At 64.9% G+C, this 18,044-nt stretch carries 21 protein-coding genes; 10 read left to right on the forward strand and 11 right to left on the reverse strand.

The genetic code is table 11. The annotated features are described in order from the left end of the window. Both N2604_RS23675 and N2604_RS23680 read right to left on the reverse strand, forming a co-directional pair. The gene (locus N2604_RS23675) at positions 1-1,605 is read right to left on the reverse strand and encodes an acyl-CoA synthetase (RefSeq protein WP_260370596.1); all 1,605 of its coding nucleotides are present in this window, start codon (positions 1,603-1,605) and stop codon (positions 1-3) included. Between the two features lie 105 nt (positions 1,606-1,710). Continuing rightward, on the reverse strand, positions 1,711-2,205 hold the full coding sequence (locus tag N2604_RS23680) for a hypothetical protein (RefSeq protein WP_260370597.1): 495 nt from the start codon (positions 2,203-2,205) through the stop codon (positions 1,711-1,713). 94 nt (positions 2,206-2,299) lie between these two features. Here N2604_RS23680 and N2604_RS23685 point away from each other — a divergent pair, with 94 nt between their 5' ends. Next, entirely contained in the window at positions 2,300-2,650 is a 351-nt protein-coding gene (locus N2604_RS23685; RefSeq protein ID WP_260370598.1) for a hypothetical protein, read from the forward strand. 84 nt (positions 2,651-2,734) lie between these two features. Beyond that, positions 2,735-3,010 carry a GNAT family N-acetyltransferase gene (locus N2604_RS23690; protein WP_260370599.1) on the forward strand — a complete coding sequence of 92 codons (276 nt, stop codon included), beginning with the start codon at positions 2,735-2,737 and terminating at the stop codon, positions 3,008-3,010. 50 nt (positions 3,011-3,060) lie between these two features. On the opposite strand, the gene N2604_RS23695 is transcribed toward N2604_RS23690, so the two are convergent. After that, positions 3,061-3,456: an SPW repeat protein gene (locus N2604_RS23695; protein WP_260370600.1), complete on the reverse strand. Its 396-nt coding sequence runs from the start codon at positions 3,454-3,456 to the stop codon at positions 3,061-3,063. Between the two features lie 290 nt (positions 3,457-3,746). Between N2604_RS23695 and N2604_RS23700 the strand changes: the two genes are divergently transcribed. Beyond that, positions 3,747-4,022, forward strand: a complete 276-nt coding sequence (locus N2604_RS23700; RefSeq protein WP_260370601.1) for a GNAT family N-acetyltransferase — start codon at positions 3,747-3,749, stop codon at positions 4,020-4,022. A 52-nt stretch (positions 4,023-4,074) separates the two neighbouring features. Here N2604_RS23700 and N2604_RS23705 read toward each other — a convergent pair whose 3' ends face one another. Further along, the gene (locus tag N2604_RS23705; protein WP_260370602.1) at positions 4,075-4,467 is read right to left on the reverse strand and encodes a DUF3597 domain-containing protein; all 393 of its coding nucleotides are present in this window, start codon (positions 4,465-4,467) and stop codon (positions 4,075-4,077) included. 335 nt (positions 4,468-4,802) lie between these two features. On the opposite strand from N2604_RS23705, the gene N2604_RS23710 reads away from it, so the two are divergent. Both N2604_RS23710 and N2604_RS23715 read left to right on the forward strand, forming a co-directional pair. Then, the gene (locus N2604_RS23710) at positions 4,803-5,711 is read left to right on the forward strand and encodes a DUF2189 domain-containing protein (protein ID WP_260370603.1); all 909 of its coding nucleotides are present in this window, start codon (positions 4,803-4,805) and stop codon (positions 5,709-5,711) included. Positions 5,712-5,830: 119 nt separating this feature from the next. Next, the gene (locus N2604_RS23715) at positions 5,831-6,655 is read left to right on the forward strand and encodes a lytic transglycosylase domain-containing protein (protein ID WP_260370604.1); all 825 of its coding nucleotides are present in this window, start codon (positions 5,831-5,833) and stop codon (positions 6,653-6,655) included. A 61-nt stretch (positions 6,656-6,716) separates the two neighbouring features. Here N2604_RS23715 and N2604_RS23720 read toward each other — a convergent pair whose 3' ends face one another. After that, positions 6,717-7,046, reverse strand: a complete 330-nt coding sequence (locus N2604_RS23720) for a hypothetical protein (protein WP_260370605.1) — start codon at positions 7,044-7,046, stop codon at positions 6,717-6,719. A gap of 578 nt (positions 7,047-7,624) precedes the next feature. Between N2604_RS23720 and N2604_RS23725 the strand changes: the two genes are divergently transcribed. The 5 genes from N2604_RS23725 to N2604_RS23745 all read left to right on the forward strand — a co-directional run bounded on the left by N2604_RS23725 (position 7,625) and on the right by N2604_RS23745 (position 12,338). Continuing rightward, on the forward strand, positions 7,625-7,777 hold the full coding sequence (locus N2604_RS23725; RefSeq protein WP_007590701.1) for a DUF1127 domain-containing protein: 153 nt from the start codon (positions 7,625-7,627) through the stop codon (positions 7,775-7,777). Positions 7,778-7,904: 127 nt separating this feature from the next. Beyond that, positions 7,905-9,332: a methylenetetrahydrofolate--tRNA-(uracil(54)-C(5))-methyltransferase (FADH(2)-oxidizing) TrmFO gene (trmFO, locus tag N2604_RS23730; RefSeq protein ID WP_260370606.1), complete on the forward strand. Its 1,428-nt coding sequence runs from the start codon at positions 7,905-7,907 to the stop codon at positions 9,330-9,332. 7 nt (positions 9,333-9,339) lie between these two features. Further along, the gene (locus tag N2604_RS23735; RefSeq protein ID WP_260370607.1) at positions 9,340-10,434 is read left to right on the forward strand and encodes an AMP-binding enzyme; all 1,095 of its coding nucleotides are present in this window, start codon (positions 9,340-9,342) and stop codon (positions 10,432-10,434) included. Positions 10,435-10,528: 94 nt separating this feature from the next. Beyond that, complete coding sequence (locus N2604_RS23740) at positions 10,529-11,083, forward strand: CAP domain-containing protein (protein WP_260370608.1); 555 nt, start codon at positions 10,529-10,531, stop codon at positions 11,081-11,083. Positions 11,084-11,159: 76 nt separating this feature from the next. Beyond that, complete coding sequence (locus tag N2604_RS23745) at positions 11,160-12,338, forward strand: aminotransferase class V-fold PLP-dependent enzyme (RefSeq protein ID WP_260370609.1); 1,179 nt, start codon at positions 11,160-11,162, stop codon at positions 12,336-12,338. A gap of 7 nt (positions 12,339-12,345) precedes the next feature. Here N2604_RS23745 and N2604_RS23750 read toward each other — a convergent pair whose 3' ends face one another. From N2604_RS23750 to yajC, 6 genes are read right to left on the reverse strand one after another with little or no spacing between them, the layout of a single operon-like run. Continuing rightward, a complete protein-coding gene (locus N2604_RS23750; RefSeq protein ID WP_260370610.1) occupies positions 12,346-13,587 on the reverse strand; it encodes a threonine ammonia-lyase in 1,242 nt (413 codons plus the stop codon). Between the two features lie 45 nt (positions 13,588-13,632). Further along, positions 13,633-14,496, reverse strand: coding sequence for a phytoene/squalene synthase family protein (locus N2604_RS23755; RefSeq protein WP_260370611.1), 864 nt, complete (start codon positions 14,494-14,496; stop codon positions 13,633-13,635). Further along, positions 14,493-14,876 carry an Mth938-like domain-containing protein gene (locus N2604_RS23760; protein WP_063683332.1) on the reverse strand — a complete coding sequence of 128 codons (384 nt, stop codon included), beginning with the start codon at positions 14,874-14,876 and terminating at the stop codon, positions 14,493-14,495. Before N2604_RS23760 ends, N2604_RS23755 begins: the two co-directional genes overlap by 4 nt. A gap of 60 nt (positions 14,877-14,936) precedes the next feature. Next, positions 14,937-15,956, reverse strand: a complete 1,020-nt coding sequence (gene secF / locus N2604_RS23765) for a protein translocase subunit SecF (RefSeq protein WP_260370612.1) — start codon at positions 15,954-15,956, stop codon at positions 14,937-14,939. A gap of 10 nt (positions 15,957-15,966) precedes the next feature. Beyond that, positions 15,967-17,571, reverse strand: coding sequence for a protein translocase subunit SecD (gene secD / locus N2604_RS23770; protein WP_260370613.1), 1,605 nt, complete (start codon positions 17,569-17,571; stop codon positions 15,967-15,969). Between the two features lie 50 nt (positions 17,572-17,621). After that, positions 17,622-17,990: a preprotein translocase subunit YajC gene (gene yajC / locus N2604_RS23775; protein WP_260370614.1), complete on the reverse strand. Its 369-nt coding sequence runs from the start codon at positions 17,988-17,990 to the stop codon at positions 17,622-17,624. Between the last annotated feature and the right edge of the window lie 54 nt (positions 17,991-18,044).

Raw genomic sequence — 18,044 nt, forward strand, 5'->3', positions numbered from 1 at the left:
TCAGCCCGTCTTCTTGTCGAGGTCGAGCAGCCCGCGCGCCTCGAGCTCGTCGCGCACCATGCGCTTCGGCACCTTGCCATAGCCGGATTTCGGCAGCGCATCCCAGAAGAAGAAGCGCTTCGGCATCTTGTAGCGCGGCACTTTCGGCGACAGGAACGCCGCCATGTCCGCTTCGCTCACCGCCTTCGCGCCTTCGCGGACGACACAGACGGCGACACCGACCTCGCCCCAGGTCGCATCGGGCACGCCGAGCACGGCAACCTCGCCGATCGCGGGGTGCGTCAGGATCTTCTCCTCGATCTCGCGCGGATAGATATTGGAACCGCCGGAGATGTACATGTCGGAGGCACGTCCTGTGATGTACACAAAACCCTCCTCGTCCATATGGCCGAGGTCGCCGGTGCGGAACCAGCCGTTGCGGAACGCCTTCGCATTGGCTTCGGGGTTGTCGTAATAGCCGGCGAACACCGCAGGCCCGATCACGCAGATCTCGCCGCTCTGGTTGGCGTTGAGTTCGCGGCCCTCGTCGTCCTGGATCGACACCTGCATGCCGGTACGTTCGAAGCCGCAGGTGCCGATCTTGGCGTGCGGGCCGTCCTCCGGATCGTGCAGCGCCGCCGGCAGGACGGTGATGTTGCCGGTGACCTCGCCAAGGCCAAAATACTGCACGATCACCTTGCCAAGCTTCTTCAGCGCCGCCTTCTGGTCCTCGCGATACATCGGCGCACCCGCATAGATGACGTAACGCAGCGAGGAATGGTCGTATTTGTCGGCGGCGGGATGCTCGACCATCATCTTCAGGATGGTCGGCACGGTGAAGAGATTGCTGACGCGATGCGCCTCGATCAGGCGGAACGCCTCGTTGATGTCGAATTTCTCGGTCGGCAGCAGCACGGTGCGCGCGCCGCGCGCGGTCTGCATCAATTGATGCACGCCGGCGCCGTGCGACAACGGCGCCACCACCAGCGAGGCATCCTGCTCGGTCGTGCCGGGCGTCAGATCGGCGAGATGATTGGTGACGACGAATCCCATCTGGCCGTGGGTGAGCACGGCCGCCTTGGAGCGTCCGGTAGTGCCGGAGGTGAAGAAGAACCAGCAGGGATCGTCATGCTCGACGGCGACATTCTCCACAACAGCCCCCGCATGCGAGGCGATCGCGTCAGCCACCGAGCCCTCGCCGAAGGGGGCCTTGCCGTCGATGCTCCAGGTGAACTCCAGCGCACCGCCCTTCACCGCCGCTGCGTGCTCGGGAAAATCGACGTGGCACAGAAACGCCTTCGCGCCGGAGGCCTGCGCGAGATAGCCGACCTCATCCGGCATCAGACGGAAATTGGTGGGCACCCAGACCGCACCGAGCCGGAACGCAGCGAACATCGAGAAGAACATCTCATCGCCATTCTTGGAATGGACGAGGATGCGGTCACCTTTCGCAATGCCCCGCGCGGCGAGCGCCGCGGCCAGGGCGGAGACCTGCGCATCGATCTCGCGCCAGGTCCAGGACTTGTCCCCCCAGACGAAGCCGGGACGCGCGCCATGCCGCCGCGCATTCTGGGTCAGCATATAGGCGAGATTCATGACGCGGCGGGACATGCGCAGGGGCTGCATCGGGCTTCCTCGTGGGCGACGGGCGGCACGCGAGCCGTCCGTTCATTGCAGCCCATTTATCGCCAACGCCAGCGGCCCTGCAAGACCGGCTGCCGCGGACCAGCCCTACGGCTGCTTGAAGGCAAAAGGCGTCGCCGTGATGGTCCTGGTCTTGCAGCAGGCCTGCGCACCAAAGCCGCCGCAGAAGCTGCCATGCAGATCGAAGCGGATGGTGCGCGCGGCGCCGCGCTTTACCGGTGGGGCCATGATCTTGTAGCGGAGGACATAGCCGTCGAACACCTCGCGCACGCTGCCGTCCGGCAGCGTCACCAGGATCTTCATGACGCAGCCGCCGGTTCCGCAATAGGTCGTCTCGCGATCGCCGCATTTGGTGTCCTGGAAACCGACGATGTAGTCCTCGCGAGCATCGCCGGTCAGGTCGATCCTGCGCACGGTGTCGGGCGCGAAGGTCACCGCGCCACCCGCCTGGCTCTCGCATTCTTCATTGGCGTGGCGCAGCGCCTTCTGCACGCCGGGCGGATAGTCGGCCGGATTGAACGGCTTTGCGTCGTCGGCGCGCGCGGCCGAGGCGAACAGAGCGAGCATGATCAGATAACGCATTCGCGTTTGTCGTCAGCGCGGCCACAATCGTTCAGGGAATTTTAAACATGATCGGCGCAACGTTCGTCAGTTCTCGCGTACAGAGTGCCGCATCATGGTCAAAGCGCCCGCCCTCCTCCTGTTGTCGCTGGCGCTCGCCGGATGTGCCGCGACTCCGCAGGCTCATCTTGCGTCCGATCCCGCCTTCAAGCCTGCACGCTATGCCTGGGATGGTACCGGCGAGGATCCCAATCGGCCACGCGCCGCCTCGCAGCCGACGCGGACTGCCGCCCGCAACAGGGCGCAAGCCGACGCTCAGCCCTCTTCGAAGGAATGGTGGCAGGCGCAGGACGGCATCGAGGCCGAACAGGACGCCAGGGTCAACCGCTCCCTGGTCATTTGCCAAGGCTGCCTCCGCCCGCAGCCACAGGCCGAAGATTCCAGGCTAGCCAAAGCGACCGATTGAACCGAACGGCTCTGATCGGAAACGCGCCGACCAGACCGCGCGTTACGATCTCGTGCGCGGGGCTGGCAGCTGCAAGGCAACGATATGAGCGACGTCATCAACAACAAGGCCTATCACCGATATGAGCTCGAGGTGGAGGGTCATCTTGCGACCGAGCACTACAAGCTCGACGGCGATGTCATCACCTTCGAGCATACCGACGTGCCGAAGGAGCTTGGCGGCAAGGGCATCGGCTCGAAACTTGTGCAAGGCGCGCTCGACCAGGTCCGGGCCGACGGATTGAAGCTGATCCCGCAATGCCCGTTCGTGAAGGCATGGATCGACAAGCACCCGGACTATGCGGATCTCGTGACACCGTGAGTGCACAGGCCCGCCGCCAGTGGCCGGCGGGCCTGCCGTTTACTTACGGCCTATTGTCCGTGCTTGAGCAAGTCCTGGTCATTCATGTCCCAGTCCTGCCACAGCTGGAGAACGCCGAGCAGCACCACCACCGCACCGAGGCTCGTGTGATAGATGCGGAGGAAGCCCTCGCCGGAATAGCCGATCGCGTAGGGCGAGGCGATGAGCCACAGTCCGACCAGGATCGTCGTCACCTCTTGCCAGCGCTGCAAGGCGACGTATTCGAGCTGGCTGATGCCAAATACGATCAGACCGATCGCGACCGTGTTCAGGATGGCCGTCTGGTGACCGGCGATCGCCTGATCCTGGATCGGAAACCACGGCGAGGCCACGATCACTGCCCCCAGCAGCATCCCGCACCAGTCTTCCCACGTTCGATGAGTATTGAAGAAACCAGAATCCGACATCGTACCCTCCTGCAAAAGAGGCATACGTCTGCGGCTGGCGATCATGACACTCCGAATGTCTGGCGACCCCGCCGGCCGCATTCGGGCGTATGTCCTTTCCAGGACGTGGGAACCGAAGTCCGGCTTGCAAGAGCGGCATCGCGGATTTTTTGCGGGCCGCGGGACCATGCTCGCGGCGCGCCATATCCATACTGCAGTGCGGTGACGGCGATCTGCCTTGGTCTCATCTTGGCAAGGGCCGTGTCAGGCTCCTAGATCAGGAGGCAATCTGCAGTTCGAAAGGATCCCGCATGGCGGCTTCGGTACGCGACAACAAGGACAAGAGCCGCTTCGAGCTCGATGTCGGCAACGACATCGCCTTCGCCAATTACCGGCTGGCGCCATCGGTCGTGATCATCACCCACACCGAGACGCCGCGCGCGCTACGCGGGCGCGGCATCGGCTCCGAGCTGGTCAAGGGCGCGCTCGACCTGATCCGGCGCGACGGCAAGAAGGTGATCGCCGGCTGCGGCTTCGTCGCCGACTATCTCGACCGGCATCCGGAGGATTCGGATCTGGTCGCCTAACCGCAAAAGGGCCCGCGAGATCGCGGGCTCCTGCGGCACGAACCAGGGCGGGTCAGTGCTTGATCTCCGGCGGCAGCTTGCCGCCATTGGCGGCGAGCTTGGACATCACCTGCTTGTGCAGCCAGACGTTCATGCTCGCCGAGTCGTTCATGTCGCCGCTGTAGCCCAGCTCCTTGGCGAGATCCTTGCGCGCAGCGAGACTGGAATCGATGTCGAGCGCCTTCATGAGGTCGACGATGGAGGTACGCCATTCCAGCTTCTCGCCCTTGTGCGCGGCTGCCGCCTTATCGACGATCGCCGCCACGTCGACCGCGGCCATGGGCGCGGCGGCTGGCGCCGTTGCGGTCCCTGCGGGCGCACTGCTCGGCGCTGTGCCACCGGCGGGCGCAGCGGAAGCCGGCTGGCCACCGAAGATCGCGCTCATGATTTTCCCGAAAATGCTCATATCTGCTCCCCGAAAAGGATCCGTTGGAAGGGCCTGAGTGGCACACTTATAGACCAAGTTACTGCGTAGCGCCCGCGAAGTTCCGCGAACCAGAGCGCAGCATCAGCTTATCTGCGGCGAAATGACGACAGAATGACGCCGCATTGGCTGCGCCGCGGCATCGAATTTCAACCGAGCGTGAGGGACAGGACTCGGACTTGGGAGTATGCTTGCTTTTCAGCTCGCGATGCCATCCGGAATTCGCGTCTGGTCGGGATCGCGGGATTTCAAGAGAATGGGCGGCCGCTTGCGCCGTTTGCCGGCGCCGGACGCAGCCGCTTGGCAAGGGAGCGACCATGGCCACACTCTACCAGGGCAATGTCCCCACGATGGCCCAGCCCACGGACGCGGCTGGACCGGTGATCCGAACCATTCGATTGTCCGATCTACACGACGCGCTCAGGCGCGGCTGGGAGGATTTCAAGGCCGTCCCGAGCCACGCCATCATCCTCTGCGTGATCTACCCGGTGCTCGGCATCATGCTCGCCCGCGTGGTGATGGGCTATTCGGTGCTGCCGCTGCTGTTTCCGCTGGCCGCGGGCTTCGCGCTGATCGGGCCCTTCGCCGCGCTCGGGCTCTACGCGCTTTCCAGCCGGCGCGAGCGATATGAACCGGCCAGCGCCTGGGATGCCATGGAGGTGCTGCGCTCGCCTTCATTCGGTGCAATGCTCGGCCTCGGCACGTTGCTGCTCGCCCTGTTCGTCACCTGGGTGGCGACCGCACAGGCGATCTATGTCGCGGCGTTCGGCTACGAGGGCGTCACCGGATTCTCGGATTTCATCAAGCGCGTGCTGACGACGCAGCAAGGCTGGTGGCTGATCGTGGTTGGCTGCGGCACCGGATTCCTGTTCGCGCTCGCCGCACTCTGTCTCAGCGCCGTGTCGTTCCCCTTGATGCTGGACCGCCATGCCGGTGCGTTCGAGGCGATGAGCACCTCGTTGCGCGTGGTCGCGAGAAATCCGGTGCCGATGGCGGCCTGGGGCCTGATCGTGGCGGTGTTGCTCGCGCTCGGCACGATCCCGGCCTTCCTCGGCCTCGCCGTTGTGGTCCCCCTGCTCGGGCACGCCACGTGGCACCTTTACCGCAAGGTGATCGTGTCCGATCCGGGCGCACGCCCTGTGCCGCCTCCGCCGCATCGGCCGCGCAAGCCGGCCGCCGACTTCCCGGCTAACCTCTTCCCGTGGCGGAATCGGACGGACCTCTGACAATCTCGTGACGTGCGGCCCTGCCCGATTCGGACAGGGCCGCACGCCTTGCTTTGGCCGCGGTTACGGCCGAGATTATGCTGCCGGTCAGATCAATTCACGGAAATCCATTTCATCTGATGACTCCGACGATTTCTCGTCTTGCTCTCGCAGCCTTCGCCGTCTCCGCGTCCCTTCTCTCAGTCCAGCCAGCGCCCGCCGCGGTTGCTTGCGGCTCAGGCAATTTCGACGCCTGGCTGGCTGATTTCAAAACCGACGCTGCGGCGAAAGGCATCTCGCAGCAGGCTATCACCGCCGGGCTTGCCGGAGTGACGCTCGATCAGAGCGTGCTCAACCGCGACCGCTCGCAAAAGGTCTTCACCCAGACCTTCGAGGAGTTCTCCGGCCGCATGGTGCCGCCGCGCCTGCAGCGCGGCTCCAACATGATGAAGCAGTACGGCTCGGTGCTGTCGCGCATCGAGCAGGCCTATGGCGTGCCCGGTGAGGTCTTGGTCGCGATCTGGGGTCTGGAGACCGATTTCGGCGTCAACACCGGCAAGTTCGCAACGATCCGCTCGCTTGCAACGCTCGCTTACGATTGCCGTCGCTCCGAGCAGTTTCGCGCCGAGCTGTTGGATGCGCTCCGGATCGTCCAGCGCGGCGATCTTGCGCCTGCCGATATGAAAGGCGCCTGGGCCGGCGAGCTCGGCCAGACCCAGTTCATGCCGTCATCCTGGATGAAATATGCCGTCGACTTCGACGGCAACGGCAAGCGCGATCTCCTGCACAACGCACCCGACGTGCTCGCCTCCACCGCCAATTATCTGGCCGGCTATGGCTGGCAGCGCGGCAAGGATTGGCAGCCGGGCAGTCCGAATTTTGCCGTGCTCCAGCAATGGAACAAGAGCGAGGTCTACTCCAAGACCGTGGCCTATTTTGCCGCCCAGCTCGCACGCGCTCCCTAAATTAACACGCGACAAAGCCTATGGGCCGATCGCACGGCGACCGGCCCTCGCTTGAGTGCGTTTACTTGCCCATCGTGGCGAGCATCGCCTTGTTCAGATGCGCGCCGCACGCACCCATTTTGCCGTTGAGCAGGGAATCCTGAGCCGCAGCGATCTCCTTCTGCGCGACAAACTTGCTGTCACCGTCCGCCATGTTTTCGATCGCGGTCTCCGTTTTCTCCAGATTGGCCCCGCTGCAGCCGCCCATGGCGTGCTTGGCGGCTTGGGCCGGCGCGACGGCGAATGCAACAGCGGCGACTGCAATAACCCCGAGTAACTTCGTCATGATGTTACTTTCCTTCTTCTCTTGTTCTTGGGCCAGAACCGGCGACATTGCCGGAATCTGCGACATGACTTTCCCCCGATTGCGGCAACTTGCCGCAATAAATTCCCCGCGAGAACTGCGTGATGCTGCGCGCTGCGCAGAGCCGCATGCCAAATTTCTGACTTTCATTACAACTTCGTAATGGGGACCTAACGCATCGCATGTGTACACGGCACGAAAAGGGGCAACGGAGCAGGCTCGGAATCAAGGGCGACCCAATTCGGCGAGCAGCGGCCGCCCAATATATGAATATAAGTCCATATCTAGGTGGAACGTTTCATGCGATTCGCGCATGCGAGACTTGGGCCTAGAGGCTAACCCATCCTTTGCAGATCGCCGGAACGCAGCTTATTTCGATCCTCCGTCAGCACGGCAGATTCTACCATAAGCCCGTGATTTCCCGGACATTTGCTGCAGAAAGCGATCACTGCCGCCCAGCTCTTGGGCGAGAGTGCCAAGAGGTTAATCGTGCCTTACCGGTGCTATGCGCTGTTCGCTTAGCTGCATCGCAACATCGGAACTTTCGCACTGCACCACTCTCACCTATATTCATTTCAACGATGAGGCTCAAAGCAAGAGCTGAATCGAACTACAGGAGACTAACAATGCTGCTCTCGCTCATCCGCATGATCCAGGCCTTCCGGGACTATCAGCGCAATGTTGCCGAGCTGTCCCAGCTCAGCGATCGCGAGCTGGCCGATATCGGCCTCGATCGCTCGGACATCCCGCGCGTTGCCGCCGGTCAGTACCAGGGCTGATATCGTTCAGCCCTTCACCGGAACGGACCGATAGCGCCCGCCTCGTGCGGGCGTTGTCGTTTCTGATGGCAGAAAACTCGATCTCGGCGATTCCACTCTCCGCCGAAAAGCGCTACCTGTCCGCCCCATGACAGGACCCCAATCCAACATCGTACACGTGATCGGCGCCGGCCTCGCCGGTTCCGAAGCTGCTTGGCAGGTGGCGAAATCCGGCGTGCCCGTGGTGCTGCACGAAATGCGGCCGACCCGCATGACCGAGGCGCACCGCACCGATGGGCTCGCCGAGCTCGTCTGCTCCAACTCGTTCCGCTCGGATGACGCCGCCAACAACGCTGTCGGCCTGCTGCATGCGGAAATGCGCCGCCTCGACTCGCTGATCATGCGCGCGGCCGATGCCAACCAGGTGCCCGCCGGCGGCGCGCTCGCAGTCGATCGCGACGGCTTCTCGGCGGCCGTGACCAAGGCCCTCAACGATCATCCCCTGATCGAGATCGCCCGTGGCGAGGTTTCAGGCCTGCCGCCGGCCGAGTGGAGCAACGTCATCGTCGCCACCGGCCCCCTCACCTCCGCGCCACTGGCTGACGCCATCCGCGAGCTCACGGATGAGAACGCGCTCGCCTTCTTCGACGCTATCGCGCCGATCGTGCACCGCGAGTCCATCGATATGTCGGTGGCCTGGTTCCAATCGCGCTATGACAAGGTCGGCCCCGGCGGCAACGGCGCCGACTACATCAACTGCCCCATGACCAAGGAGCAGTATGACGGCTTTGTCGCCGCGCTGATCGCCGGCGAGAAGACCGAGTTCAAGGATTGGGAGACCAACACGCCCTATTTCGACGGCTGTCTGCCGATCGAGGTGATGGCGGAGCGCGGCCCCGAGACGCTGCGCCATGGCCCGATGAAGCCGGTCGGTCTCATCAACCCGCACGATCCCACGACCAAGGCCTACGCGATCGTGCAGCTGCGCCAGGACAACAAGCTCGGCACGCTCTACAACATCGTCGGCTTCCAAACGAAGCTGAAATACGGCGAACAGCAACGAATCTTCCGCACCATTCCGGGGCTGGAGAACGCCGAATTCGCCCGCCTCGGCGGCCTGCATCGCAACACCTTCCTGAACTCGCCAAAGCTGCTCGACGGCCAGTTGCGCCTGCGTGCGCAGCCGCGGCTGCGCTTTGCTGGCCAGATGACGGGTTGCGAAGGCTATGTGGAATCCGCCAGCGTCGGCTTGATCGCTGGTCTCTATGCAACCGCTGACGCGCGCGGCGGGACGCTCGTCAGTCCGCCGACTACGACCGCGCTGGGATCGCTGCTCGGCCACATCACCGGCGGCCATATCGAGACCATCGAGCCGGGCACCCGCTCGTTCCAGCCGATGAACATCAATTTCGGCCTGTTCCCTCCGCTTGCGAGCGTGCCGACCAAGAAGCCCGACGGCACGCGGCTGCGCGGCAACGAGAAGACGGTTGCCAAGAAGCAGGCGCTGAGCGAACGGGCGCTCGCCGATCTCGATCGCTGGATCGCCGATCACCTGCGTATTGCCGCCGCCGCGTGAGTTTGCGATGAGCCTGCCCAAAGACGACGCCGCAGAGCTGTCGGCGCACTGGACCGAAGGCGTGCTGCTCAAGCGCGACGTGTTCTCGACCGTCGAGCGCGGCCGCTTCCGCAGCCAGAGCGGCGAGATCGATGCGGTACTGCGCCGGCTCGACGAGGTGCCATGGTGGTCGTTCCTGCTGGCGCGCCACCTGTTCGCCCGCGAGAAGCAGGCCCTGGTGCACGCCAAAGGCCTCGACGTCGGTCCCGAGCTGCTATGGGCCGGGCGCCGCGCTCTGGTGCGCGGCTTCGTCGACGGCGTCGCGCTGCATCTGGCAAAGCCCCATGGCAATCCCGCCTACTTCCGCTCGGCCAAAGCCGCACTGCGCCGGCTGCGCCGCGCCGGCATCTGCCACAATGATCTCGCCAAGGAGCAGAACTGGCTGGTCGGCCGCGACGGCCGCGCCTATGTGACCGATTTTCAGCTCGCCGCGTGCTTCAAGCGCCGCGGCCGACTCTATCGCATCCTCGCCTACGAAGACCTCCGGCACCTGCTCAAGCACAAGCGTTCCTACGCGCCGGAAGCGTTGACGCCGCGCGAGCGAAAGATCCTGGCGAGGAAGTCGTTCGCCGCGAGCCTGTGGCTCGCTACCGGCAAGAAGGTCTATCGCGCCATCACCCGCGGCCTGTTCAATTTCACCGACCGCGAGGGCGGCGGTCGCCGGCTCGTCAACGATGCGCCGGTGCTGGCCGAGCTGATCCGCCGCAATCCCGCCGTGCGCGACGCCGCCATCGTCGCCTTTGCCGACCGCCGCTCCGGCGTCGGGCTTTATGCCTTCGTCGAAGCCGATCAGGCCGCGCTCGAAGGCCAGCTCCGCAGCGAGCTTGCCGCCGCCAAGGGACCGAAGCCGCCCGAGCACATCCAGGTCGTGCACGCCCTGCCACGCAACACCAGCGGCAAGCCGCGCACCGAGGTCTTGCAGCTTGTCGCCATGAACCAGCTCGACCTGATCGAGCCGATGATGAAGAACGAGCAGGACCGCGCCTTCCTCAAGGACATCCTGGAGCAGCGCAAGAACCTGCGCGACCGCTTCAATTTCGAGGCGAAGCTCCCAACGAGCTAAGCGGAATCTGCGCCTTGAAGCCTCCACAATGGCGATCGAGAAGCGCTTGGATCACGCAGGGTTGGCAGAGATCATGGGCGGTCGGGGGACGATGATGCATTCTGTGGTTGGCGGGATGATTGCTGGCCTTGTGCTGCTGGCGGGCGCGCCCGCGCTGGCCGACTCACCGTCCGACCTGATCTCCAGCTTCCGTCTCAAGCATGGTGAGGCCCGCGTCGTCCGCGACGCCACCCTCGATCGCATCGCCATGGATCAGGCCCGTGCGATGGCGGCGAAGGACGACCTCAGCCACGACGCACTCGGCCCGTTCAACCGCCGTGTCGCGCCGGCCGGTGCGGGCCGCGCCGCCGAGAACATCGCCTACGGCTACGACAATTTCGAGAAGACGCTGGGCCAGTGGATCGACTCCTCGGGGCACCGCAAGAACCTCTTGCTGCACAACGCCTCCCGCGTCGGCATTGCCAGCGCCAAGAATGCGAGCGGCAAGCGCACCTATTGGGCCATGGTCATCGCCGGCGATTACGAGCCGAAGGGCAAAGGCAAGAAAAAGGACAAGGAGCCCGTCGTTGCCGTGAAGCGCGAGGTCGCTCCAGCCAGCAAGCCGAAGTCCAGCAATTGTCACGTCAAGCTGCTGGGCCTCTGCATCTGAGGCGGCCAGCCCATCTTGCTCGCGCGCGGCAACGCGCCTAATTCATGCACGAAATCGCAAGAAGCGGAGGGCGTGAGTGATCGACCTCGACCGAATACGTGCCGACACGCCAGCCACCAGCCGGCTCGCCTATCTCCACAACGCCGGCGCGGCGCTGATGCCGACCTCCGTTGTCGCTGCAATGAAGCAGCATATCGACCTCGAAAGCGAGATCGGAGGCTATGCCGCCGCTGACCGCGAAGCGCAGCGGCTCGACGCGGTCTATGGCTCGGTCGCGCGCCTGCTGAATGCCGCCCCCGACGAGATCGCGCTCGTGGAGAACGCGACGGTCGCCTGGCAGATGGCATTCTATTCGCTTCCGTTTCGCAAGGGCGACCGCATCCTGACCGCCGAGGCGGAGTATGCCGCCAATTATGTTGCGTTTCTTCAGGTCGCGAAACGGACCGGCGCGACCATCGAGGTCGTGCCGAGCGATGCCACCGGCGAGCTCGACGTGCACGCGCTGGAGCGCATGATCGACCGACGCGTGAAGCTGATCGCCATCACCTGGGTTCCGACCAATGGCGGGCTGGTCAATCCAGCAGAGGCAGTCGGCAGAATCGCGCGGGCGCATGGCATTCCCTATCTGCTCGACGCCTGCCAGGCGGTCGGGCAGATGACGGTCGACGTCGAAGCCATCGGTTGCGACATGCTGTCGGCCACGGGCCGCAAATTCCTGCGCGGCCCGCGCGGCACCGGCTTTCTCTACGTCCGCCGCGCACTGCTGCAGCAGCTCGAGCCACCGATGATCGACCATTTTGCAGCGCCCTGGGTCTCGCGCGATGAATATCGGCTCCGCGACGATGCCCGCCGTTTCGAGACATGGGAGAATAATTACGCGGCCCGGCTTGGGCTCGGCGCAGCTGTCGACTACGCCCTCGAGATCGGTCTCGCTCCGATCGAGCAACGCTGCCGCCTGCTCGCCGGCCGCCTGCGCAGCGGCCTTGCGGCCATTCGCGGCATCGCCATTCGCGACCTCGGACGTGCGCCGGGAGCGATCATCAGCTTCACCTTGGATGGATATGAGGCGGAGGCCGTTGTCAGCCGCGCCGCGACGGCGGGCATCACGATCGGCGCTTCAGACCCGTCGAGTACCCGCATCGATGCCGAGATCCGCGAGCTGCCGCCGCTCGTCCGGGCTTCCCCCCACTACTACAACACCCAAGCCGAGATCGACCGCCTGATCGACCACGTCGCGGATTTGGCGTCACATTAGCGCGCGCTCAGGTGCAGCGTGCGCTCAGGCCGGATGCGCTGAGCCTGGCCATCACCTCGTCGAGATGGGCGGCATCGCGGGTCTCGATGACCAATTGCAGCAGCGTCGCCTTGGCCGGCAGGTCGGAGAAGGTCCGCTGGTGCGAGACCTCGATGATGTTCGCACCCGCCTCGGCCAGCAGCGCCGCTACCGCGGCGAGCTGTCCCGGCCTGTCGGGGATATCGAGCGACAATTGCGTCAGCCGCCCCTCGCGCGCCAGCTCGCGGGTGAGCACGGACGCGATCAGCCGCGTGTCGATGTTGCCGCCGCTCAGGACGAGGCCGACCTTCTCGCCGGCAAAACGCGACGGATCGGACATCAGGGCGGCGAGGCCGGCGGCGCCGGCGCCCTCGACCACGGTCTTCTCGATCGAGATCAGGGTCGCGACCGCACGCTCGAGCTCGGCTTCGTTGACGAGCGCAATGTCGTCGACGAGGCGGCGGACGATTTCGGTGGTGATCTTGCCCGGTGATTTCACCGCGATGCCCTCGGCGAGCGTATCGCCGCGCGCCGGCAGATTGCCGTCGTGGATGGCGTTGTACATCGAGGGGTAGAGCCAGGCCTCGACGCCCAAAATCCGCAGCGACGGCTTGATCGACTTCGCGGCAATGGCAATCCCGCTGATCAGACCGCCGCCGCCGATCGGGACGACCAGCGTGTCGAGCTCCGGGACCGCCTTCAGCATTTCCAGGCCGATCGTGCCCTGCCCGGCGATGACGAGCGGATCGTCGTAAGGATGGACGAAGATCATGCCGTGCGCTTCACCGTGGCTTCGCGCAAAGGCGGCGGCCTCTTCCAGCGTCGCGCCCGTGACCACCACCTCGGCGCCGTGATGCCTGGTGTTCTCGATCTTCACCATGGGCGTGCCGATCGGCATCACGATGGTGGCGGGAATGCCGAGCCGCTTGGCGTGGTAGGCGACACCCTGCGCATGGTTGCCCGCGGACATCGCGATCACGCCCCGCGCGCGCTCTTCCGGCGTCAGCGCGGTGAGCCGGTTGAGCGCGCCGCGCTCCTTGAATGACGAGGTGAACTGGAGGTTCTCGAATTTCAGCCAGATGTCGCAGCCGCAGATGCTGCTCAGCGTGCGGCTGTGGCTGCAGGGCGTCTCGACGACGGCGCCTTGAATGGTCTTGGCGGCGGAGTGAATGTCTTCCGGTGCGACCGGAAGGCCGCTGAGATCGGACGAGCTTTGGGACATGTCAGCCATAGGACAGCATAGAGCATTTGGCCGGGCCAGGCGATAAGCCGGCGTCTATTTGGTAAATTCACGCGATCGCGAGGCGCGCCACAGCGTCCAGAGCGTGCGCAGCCGGGAGGTCGGCTGCAACGCAAACGGATTGCGGCCCGGCCGCGACAGGCGCTCGAGATCGGCCTGCGCCTGGCGCAGCGGCAGAAACGCCGACCGCACCGGCGGCGCCACCTGCGCCAGCCGCGACGAAGCCGCAGTCATATGCTGCCGGGCTTCACCCGCGAGCTGCTCCAGCACCGCATGGAGATAGGGCGTGTCCTTGCCGGCGAAGACATCCTCCATGCTGCAATTGTGCTTCTCCAGCACCTGCTGCGGCACGAACAATTGCCGGTGCGCGGCATCGCGCGGCAGATTGGCGATGACCTGCACGATACCCTGCGCCAGCCCGGCATGGCGGGCGAGATGCTCGGCCGCCTCCGACGGCGGTCCCAACACCTGCGCTGCCAGGGCGAACAGCGCCGATGAGGTCGCCGCCAGATAGCCTTCCAGCGCGGCCATGGTCGGCATCGGGTCGTTGTAGAGATCGAACTGGTGTTCCTCGGCAAGCAACGACAGCGGCTCGACCGGCAGGTCGAAATCGCGGATCGCGCGGAGCAGCTCGGCCGCCACCGGATTGCCCTCGGCGCTGCCATGGACCTGGCCCGACAGCATGTCGGTCCACCATTGCAGGCGGATCTCGCCGGGCAAGGGCTGGCTCACCTGGTCGCGAACGCGGACGATCTCGACGTTGAAGGCATAGAGCGCCAGCAGCGCGCGGCGCTCGGCGGCCGGCGCGAACAGGGCAGCGGCGTAGCGCGGAAAGTCATGGCTGCGCACGAGATCGGCGCAAAAGGCAACGGAGTCGGGCGGCGGCGCTGGCTTGCTCATGGCACGGCGATCAGCGCGGCGGCCACCCGCCGCCGTTCGCCGATCATGATGTTGTAGGTGCGCACGGCCGGGCCGGTCTGCATCGTGTCCAGCACCACCCTCACCGCCTTGAGCGCCTGACGCAGCTCCGGCGGTGGCAGCCACAGCCCGGTTCCGGTGCCGACCAGGAGTGTGTCGATGCTGTTGGCGGCCGCGAAGACCCGATCCAGCGAATAGCGGTCGATCTTCGCGGGGTCGGTCACGTCCCAGGCCCAGATCGCGTCGGGCAGACAGAGCAGCGAGCCCCGATGCGACATGCCGGCAAAGGCGAAGCCGCCCTTGCCATAGGCATCGATCGGCGCCGAGCGCGGGAAATGCGGAGCGTTGGGATCGCCGGCCATGAGCTTTGTCCGAATGGGCTTACTGCCCTCGCAAACGCCTGCGGGGGCATGAGGTTCGGATCATGCCTTGCTTTTCTTCGCCGGCGTCGCCGTATCGGGCGCATCTTCGCGATGCTCGCCGACGCCGAGATAGATCAGGATCGGGGCCGCGATGAAGATCGAGGTGTAGGTGCCGACCAGCACCACGCCGAACATCATCACCGCGGTAAAGCTGTGGATCGCATGTCCGCCGAACAACAGCAGCGCGAGCAGCGCCAGCGTCACCGTAACGTGGGTGATGATCGAGCGCGACAGCGTCGAGTTGATGGACTCGTTGAGCAGCTGCGGCATCGGCATCTTCTTGTAGCGCCGCAGCATTTCGCGGATGCGGTCGTAGATGACGACGGTGTCGTTGAGCGAATAGCCGAGAATCGTCAGCAGCGCCGCAATGCTGGTCAGGTCGAAATCGACCTGGCTGATCGACATGAAGCCGATCGTCAGCACGATGTCGTGCACGTTGGCGATCATGGCGCCGAGCGCGAACTGCCATTCGAACCGGAACCAGAGATAGATCAGGATCGCGACGATCGCGAGCATCAGGCCGAGCATACCGTACGCCAGGAGCTCGCCGGCGACGCGCGGACCGAGCACCTCGGTGCGTTGAATGTCGACGCTGTCGCCGAGCGCGCCACGAAGCTTCTGCAGGGCTGCCTGCTGTGCGGCGTCGCCACCCGGCTGTTCCGCAACACGGATCAGGACGTTCTCCGGGCCGCCGAACTGCTGCAGCTGGACTTCGCCGAGACCGAGGGCGTCGAGCTTGGTGCGCATCGCCGCGATGTCGGCGGTGCCGGACTTCGCCTTCACCTCCAGCAGCGTGCCGCCCTTGAAGTCGATGCCCAGGTTCAGTCCGTGAGTGAAGAACAGCGTGATCGCGACGATCGAGAGCGCCGCCGAAATCGGGAAGCTGATGCGGCGGAAGCGCGTGAAGTCGAAATGCGTCACGTCCGGAACGATGCGCAGTGACGGCAACACGCCGAGGGCCGCGACCACGGTGAGGATGGCAATGAGGACGCCGAGCCCGATGAGAACGGTATAAGTCACGATCAGGCTCCTAGATCGGCACGCTCTGCGGCCGCTTCCACCGCACCCACCATGCCACGATCAGCCGGGTCAGGGTGAAGGCGGTGAACACCGTGGTGATGATGCCGATGCCGAGCGTCACGGCGAAGCCGCGCACCGGGCCGGTGCCGATGTAGAACAGCACCGCGGCGGCAATGAAGGTGGTGATGTTGGAATCGAGGATGGTGGCGAGCGCCCGCTTGAAGCCGGCGTCGATCGCCGAGATCGCGTTGCGGCCGCCGCGCAGCTCCTCACGGATGCGCTCGTAGATCAGCACGTTGGAGTCGACCGCGATGCCGACGGTGAGCACGATGCCGGCGATGCCGGGCAGCGTCAGTGTGGCGTTGAGCAGCGACAACAGGCCGAAGATCATCGCGACGTTGATGGCCACCGCGATGTTGGCGAACACACCGAACAGCCGGTAGGTCGCGAGCATGAACACGATGACGAGGATCGAGCCGACATAGGCCGCGAGCTCGCCCTTCTCGATCGAGTCCTGGCCAAGGCCCGGGCCGACGGTACGCTCCTCGACGACCGTGAGCGGCGCCGGCAGCGCGCCGGCGCGCAGGAGAATCGCGAGATCGTTGGCCGATTGCACGGTGAAATTGCCGGAGATCTGGCCCTGGCCGCCGGTGATGGGCTCGCGAATGACCGGCGCCGAGATCACCTTGTTGTCGAGCACGATCGCGAAGGGCAGTCCGACGTTCTCGGTGGTGGCCTGCGAGAACTTGCGGGCACCCGATGTGTTGAACTTGAAAGTGACGACCGGTTCGCCCGTGCGCTGGTCGAAGCTCGCCTGGGCGTCGGTCAAATCGCCGCCGGCGACCAGCACCTGCTTCTTGACCACATAGGGCGTGGGCGGCGGCGATGCGCTCGTCAGAAGCTCGGATTCCGGCGGCAACCTGCCCGCTTGCGCCTGATCCGGCGGCACCGAGGTGTCGACCATGCGGAATTCCATCTTCGCGGTCTTGCCCAGCAGCTCCTTCAGGCGGGTCGGGTCCTGAAGGCCCGGGACCTGCACCAGGATGCGGTCGTTGCCCTGGCGCTGGATGACAGGCTCGACGGTGCCGAGCTCGTTGACGCGGCGTTCGACGATCTGGATCGACTGCTCGATGGTCTTGCGCATGCGGTCGAGCATCGCGGCCTGCGGGATGCTGAGGCGGATCACACCGCCGCTGGCATCAGCCACCTCGAGGTCGCGCTGACCGCTGGATCCCATGAGGCCGCCCAGCGGCTGGGAGAGCTCGCGCAGCTTGGCGAGTGCCGGCTGCACGTCGGTTTCCTTGGTGATGCGAACCTCGACCGCGTCGTTGCGCACAGTGACGCCGCCGGTAAAGCCGATCTTGGCATCGCGTAGCGTCCGGCGAACGTCGTCGCGGATCTGGTCCAGCCGCTCCTTCTTCACATAGTTGGAATCGACCTCGAGCAGGAGATAAGAGCCGCCTTGGAGGTCGAGGCCGAGCACGAGCCGGCGCTGCGCCCAGGCCGGCCAGGTCTTGACCTGCGCCTCGGGGAAGAAGTTGGGGACCGCGCAGAGGCACACGATCAGCGCCGTCAGGATGATCCCGAGCGCCTTCCACCGCGTGAAATACAACATCGACTGGACCTGTCAGATCAGGAGACTTGAAGAGACTCGCGGTGAAGCGCTCACTTCGCCGCGGTGTCGTCCTTGGCGCTCTCTTTTGCGCTTTCCTTGGCCGGCTCGCCCTTGGCGCGTACGCCCGAGATCATCTGGCGCATCTGTCGCACGCGCACGCCGTCGGAAATCTCGAACTCGATCTGATCATCGTCGACCACCTTGGTGACCTTGCCGACGAGGCCGCCGGAGGTCACGACGGTGTCGCCGCGGCGGATGTTCTTCACGAGCTCGGCGTGGTCGCGGACCTTCTTCTGCTGCGGACGCAGAATCAGGAAGTACATGATCACGAAGATCAGGGCGAACGGCAGCAACGACATCAACATGCTGTTGGTGTCGCCGGCGCCCGCGGCCTGGGCATACGCAGGGGTAATCAGCATTCGGACGATCCTCGTGAGAACGGGGGAAAGCCGGTCAGGCCCTTGAGGGCGACC

The organism is Bradyrhizobium sp. CB1015, assembly GCF_025200925.1.
Lineage (GTDB): Bacteria > Pseudomonadota > Alphaproteobacteria > Rhizobiales > Xanthobacteraceae > Bradyrhizobium.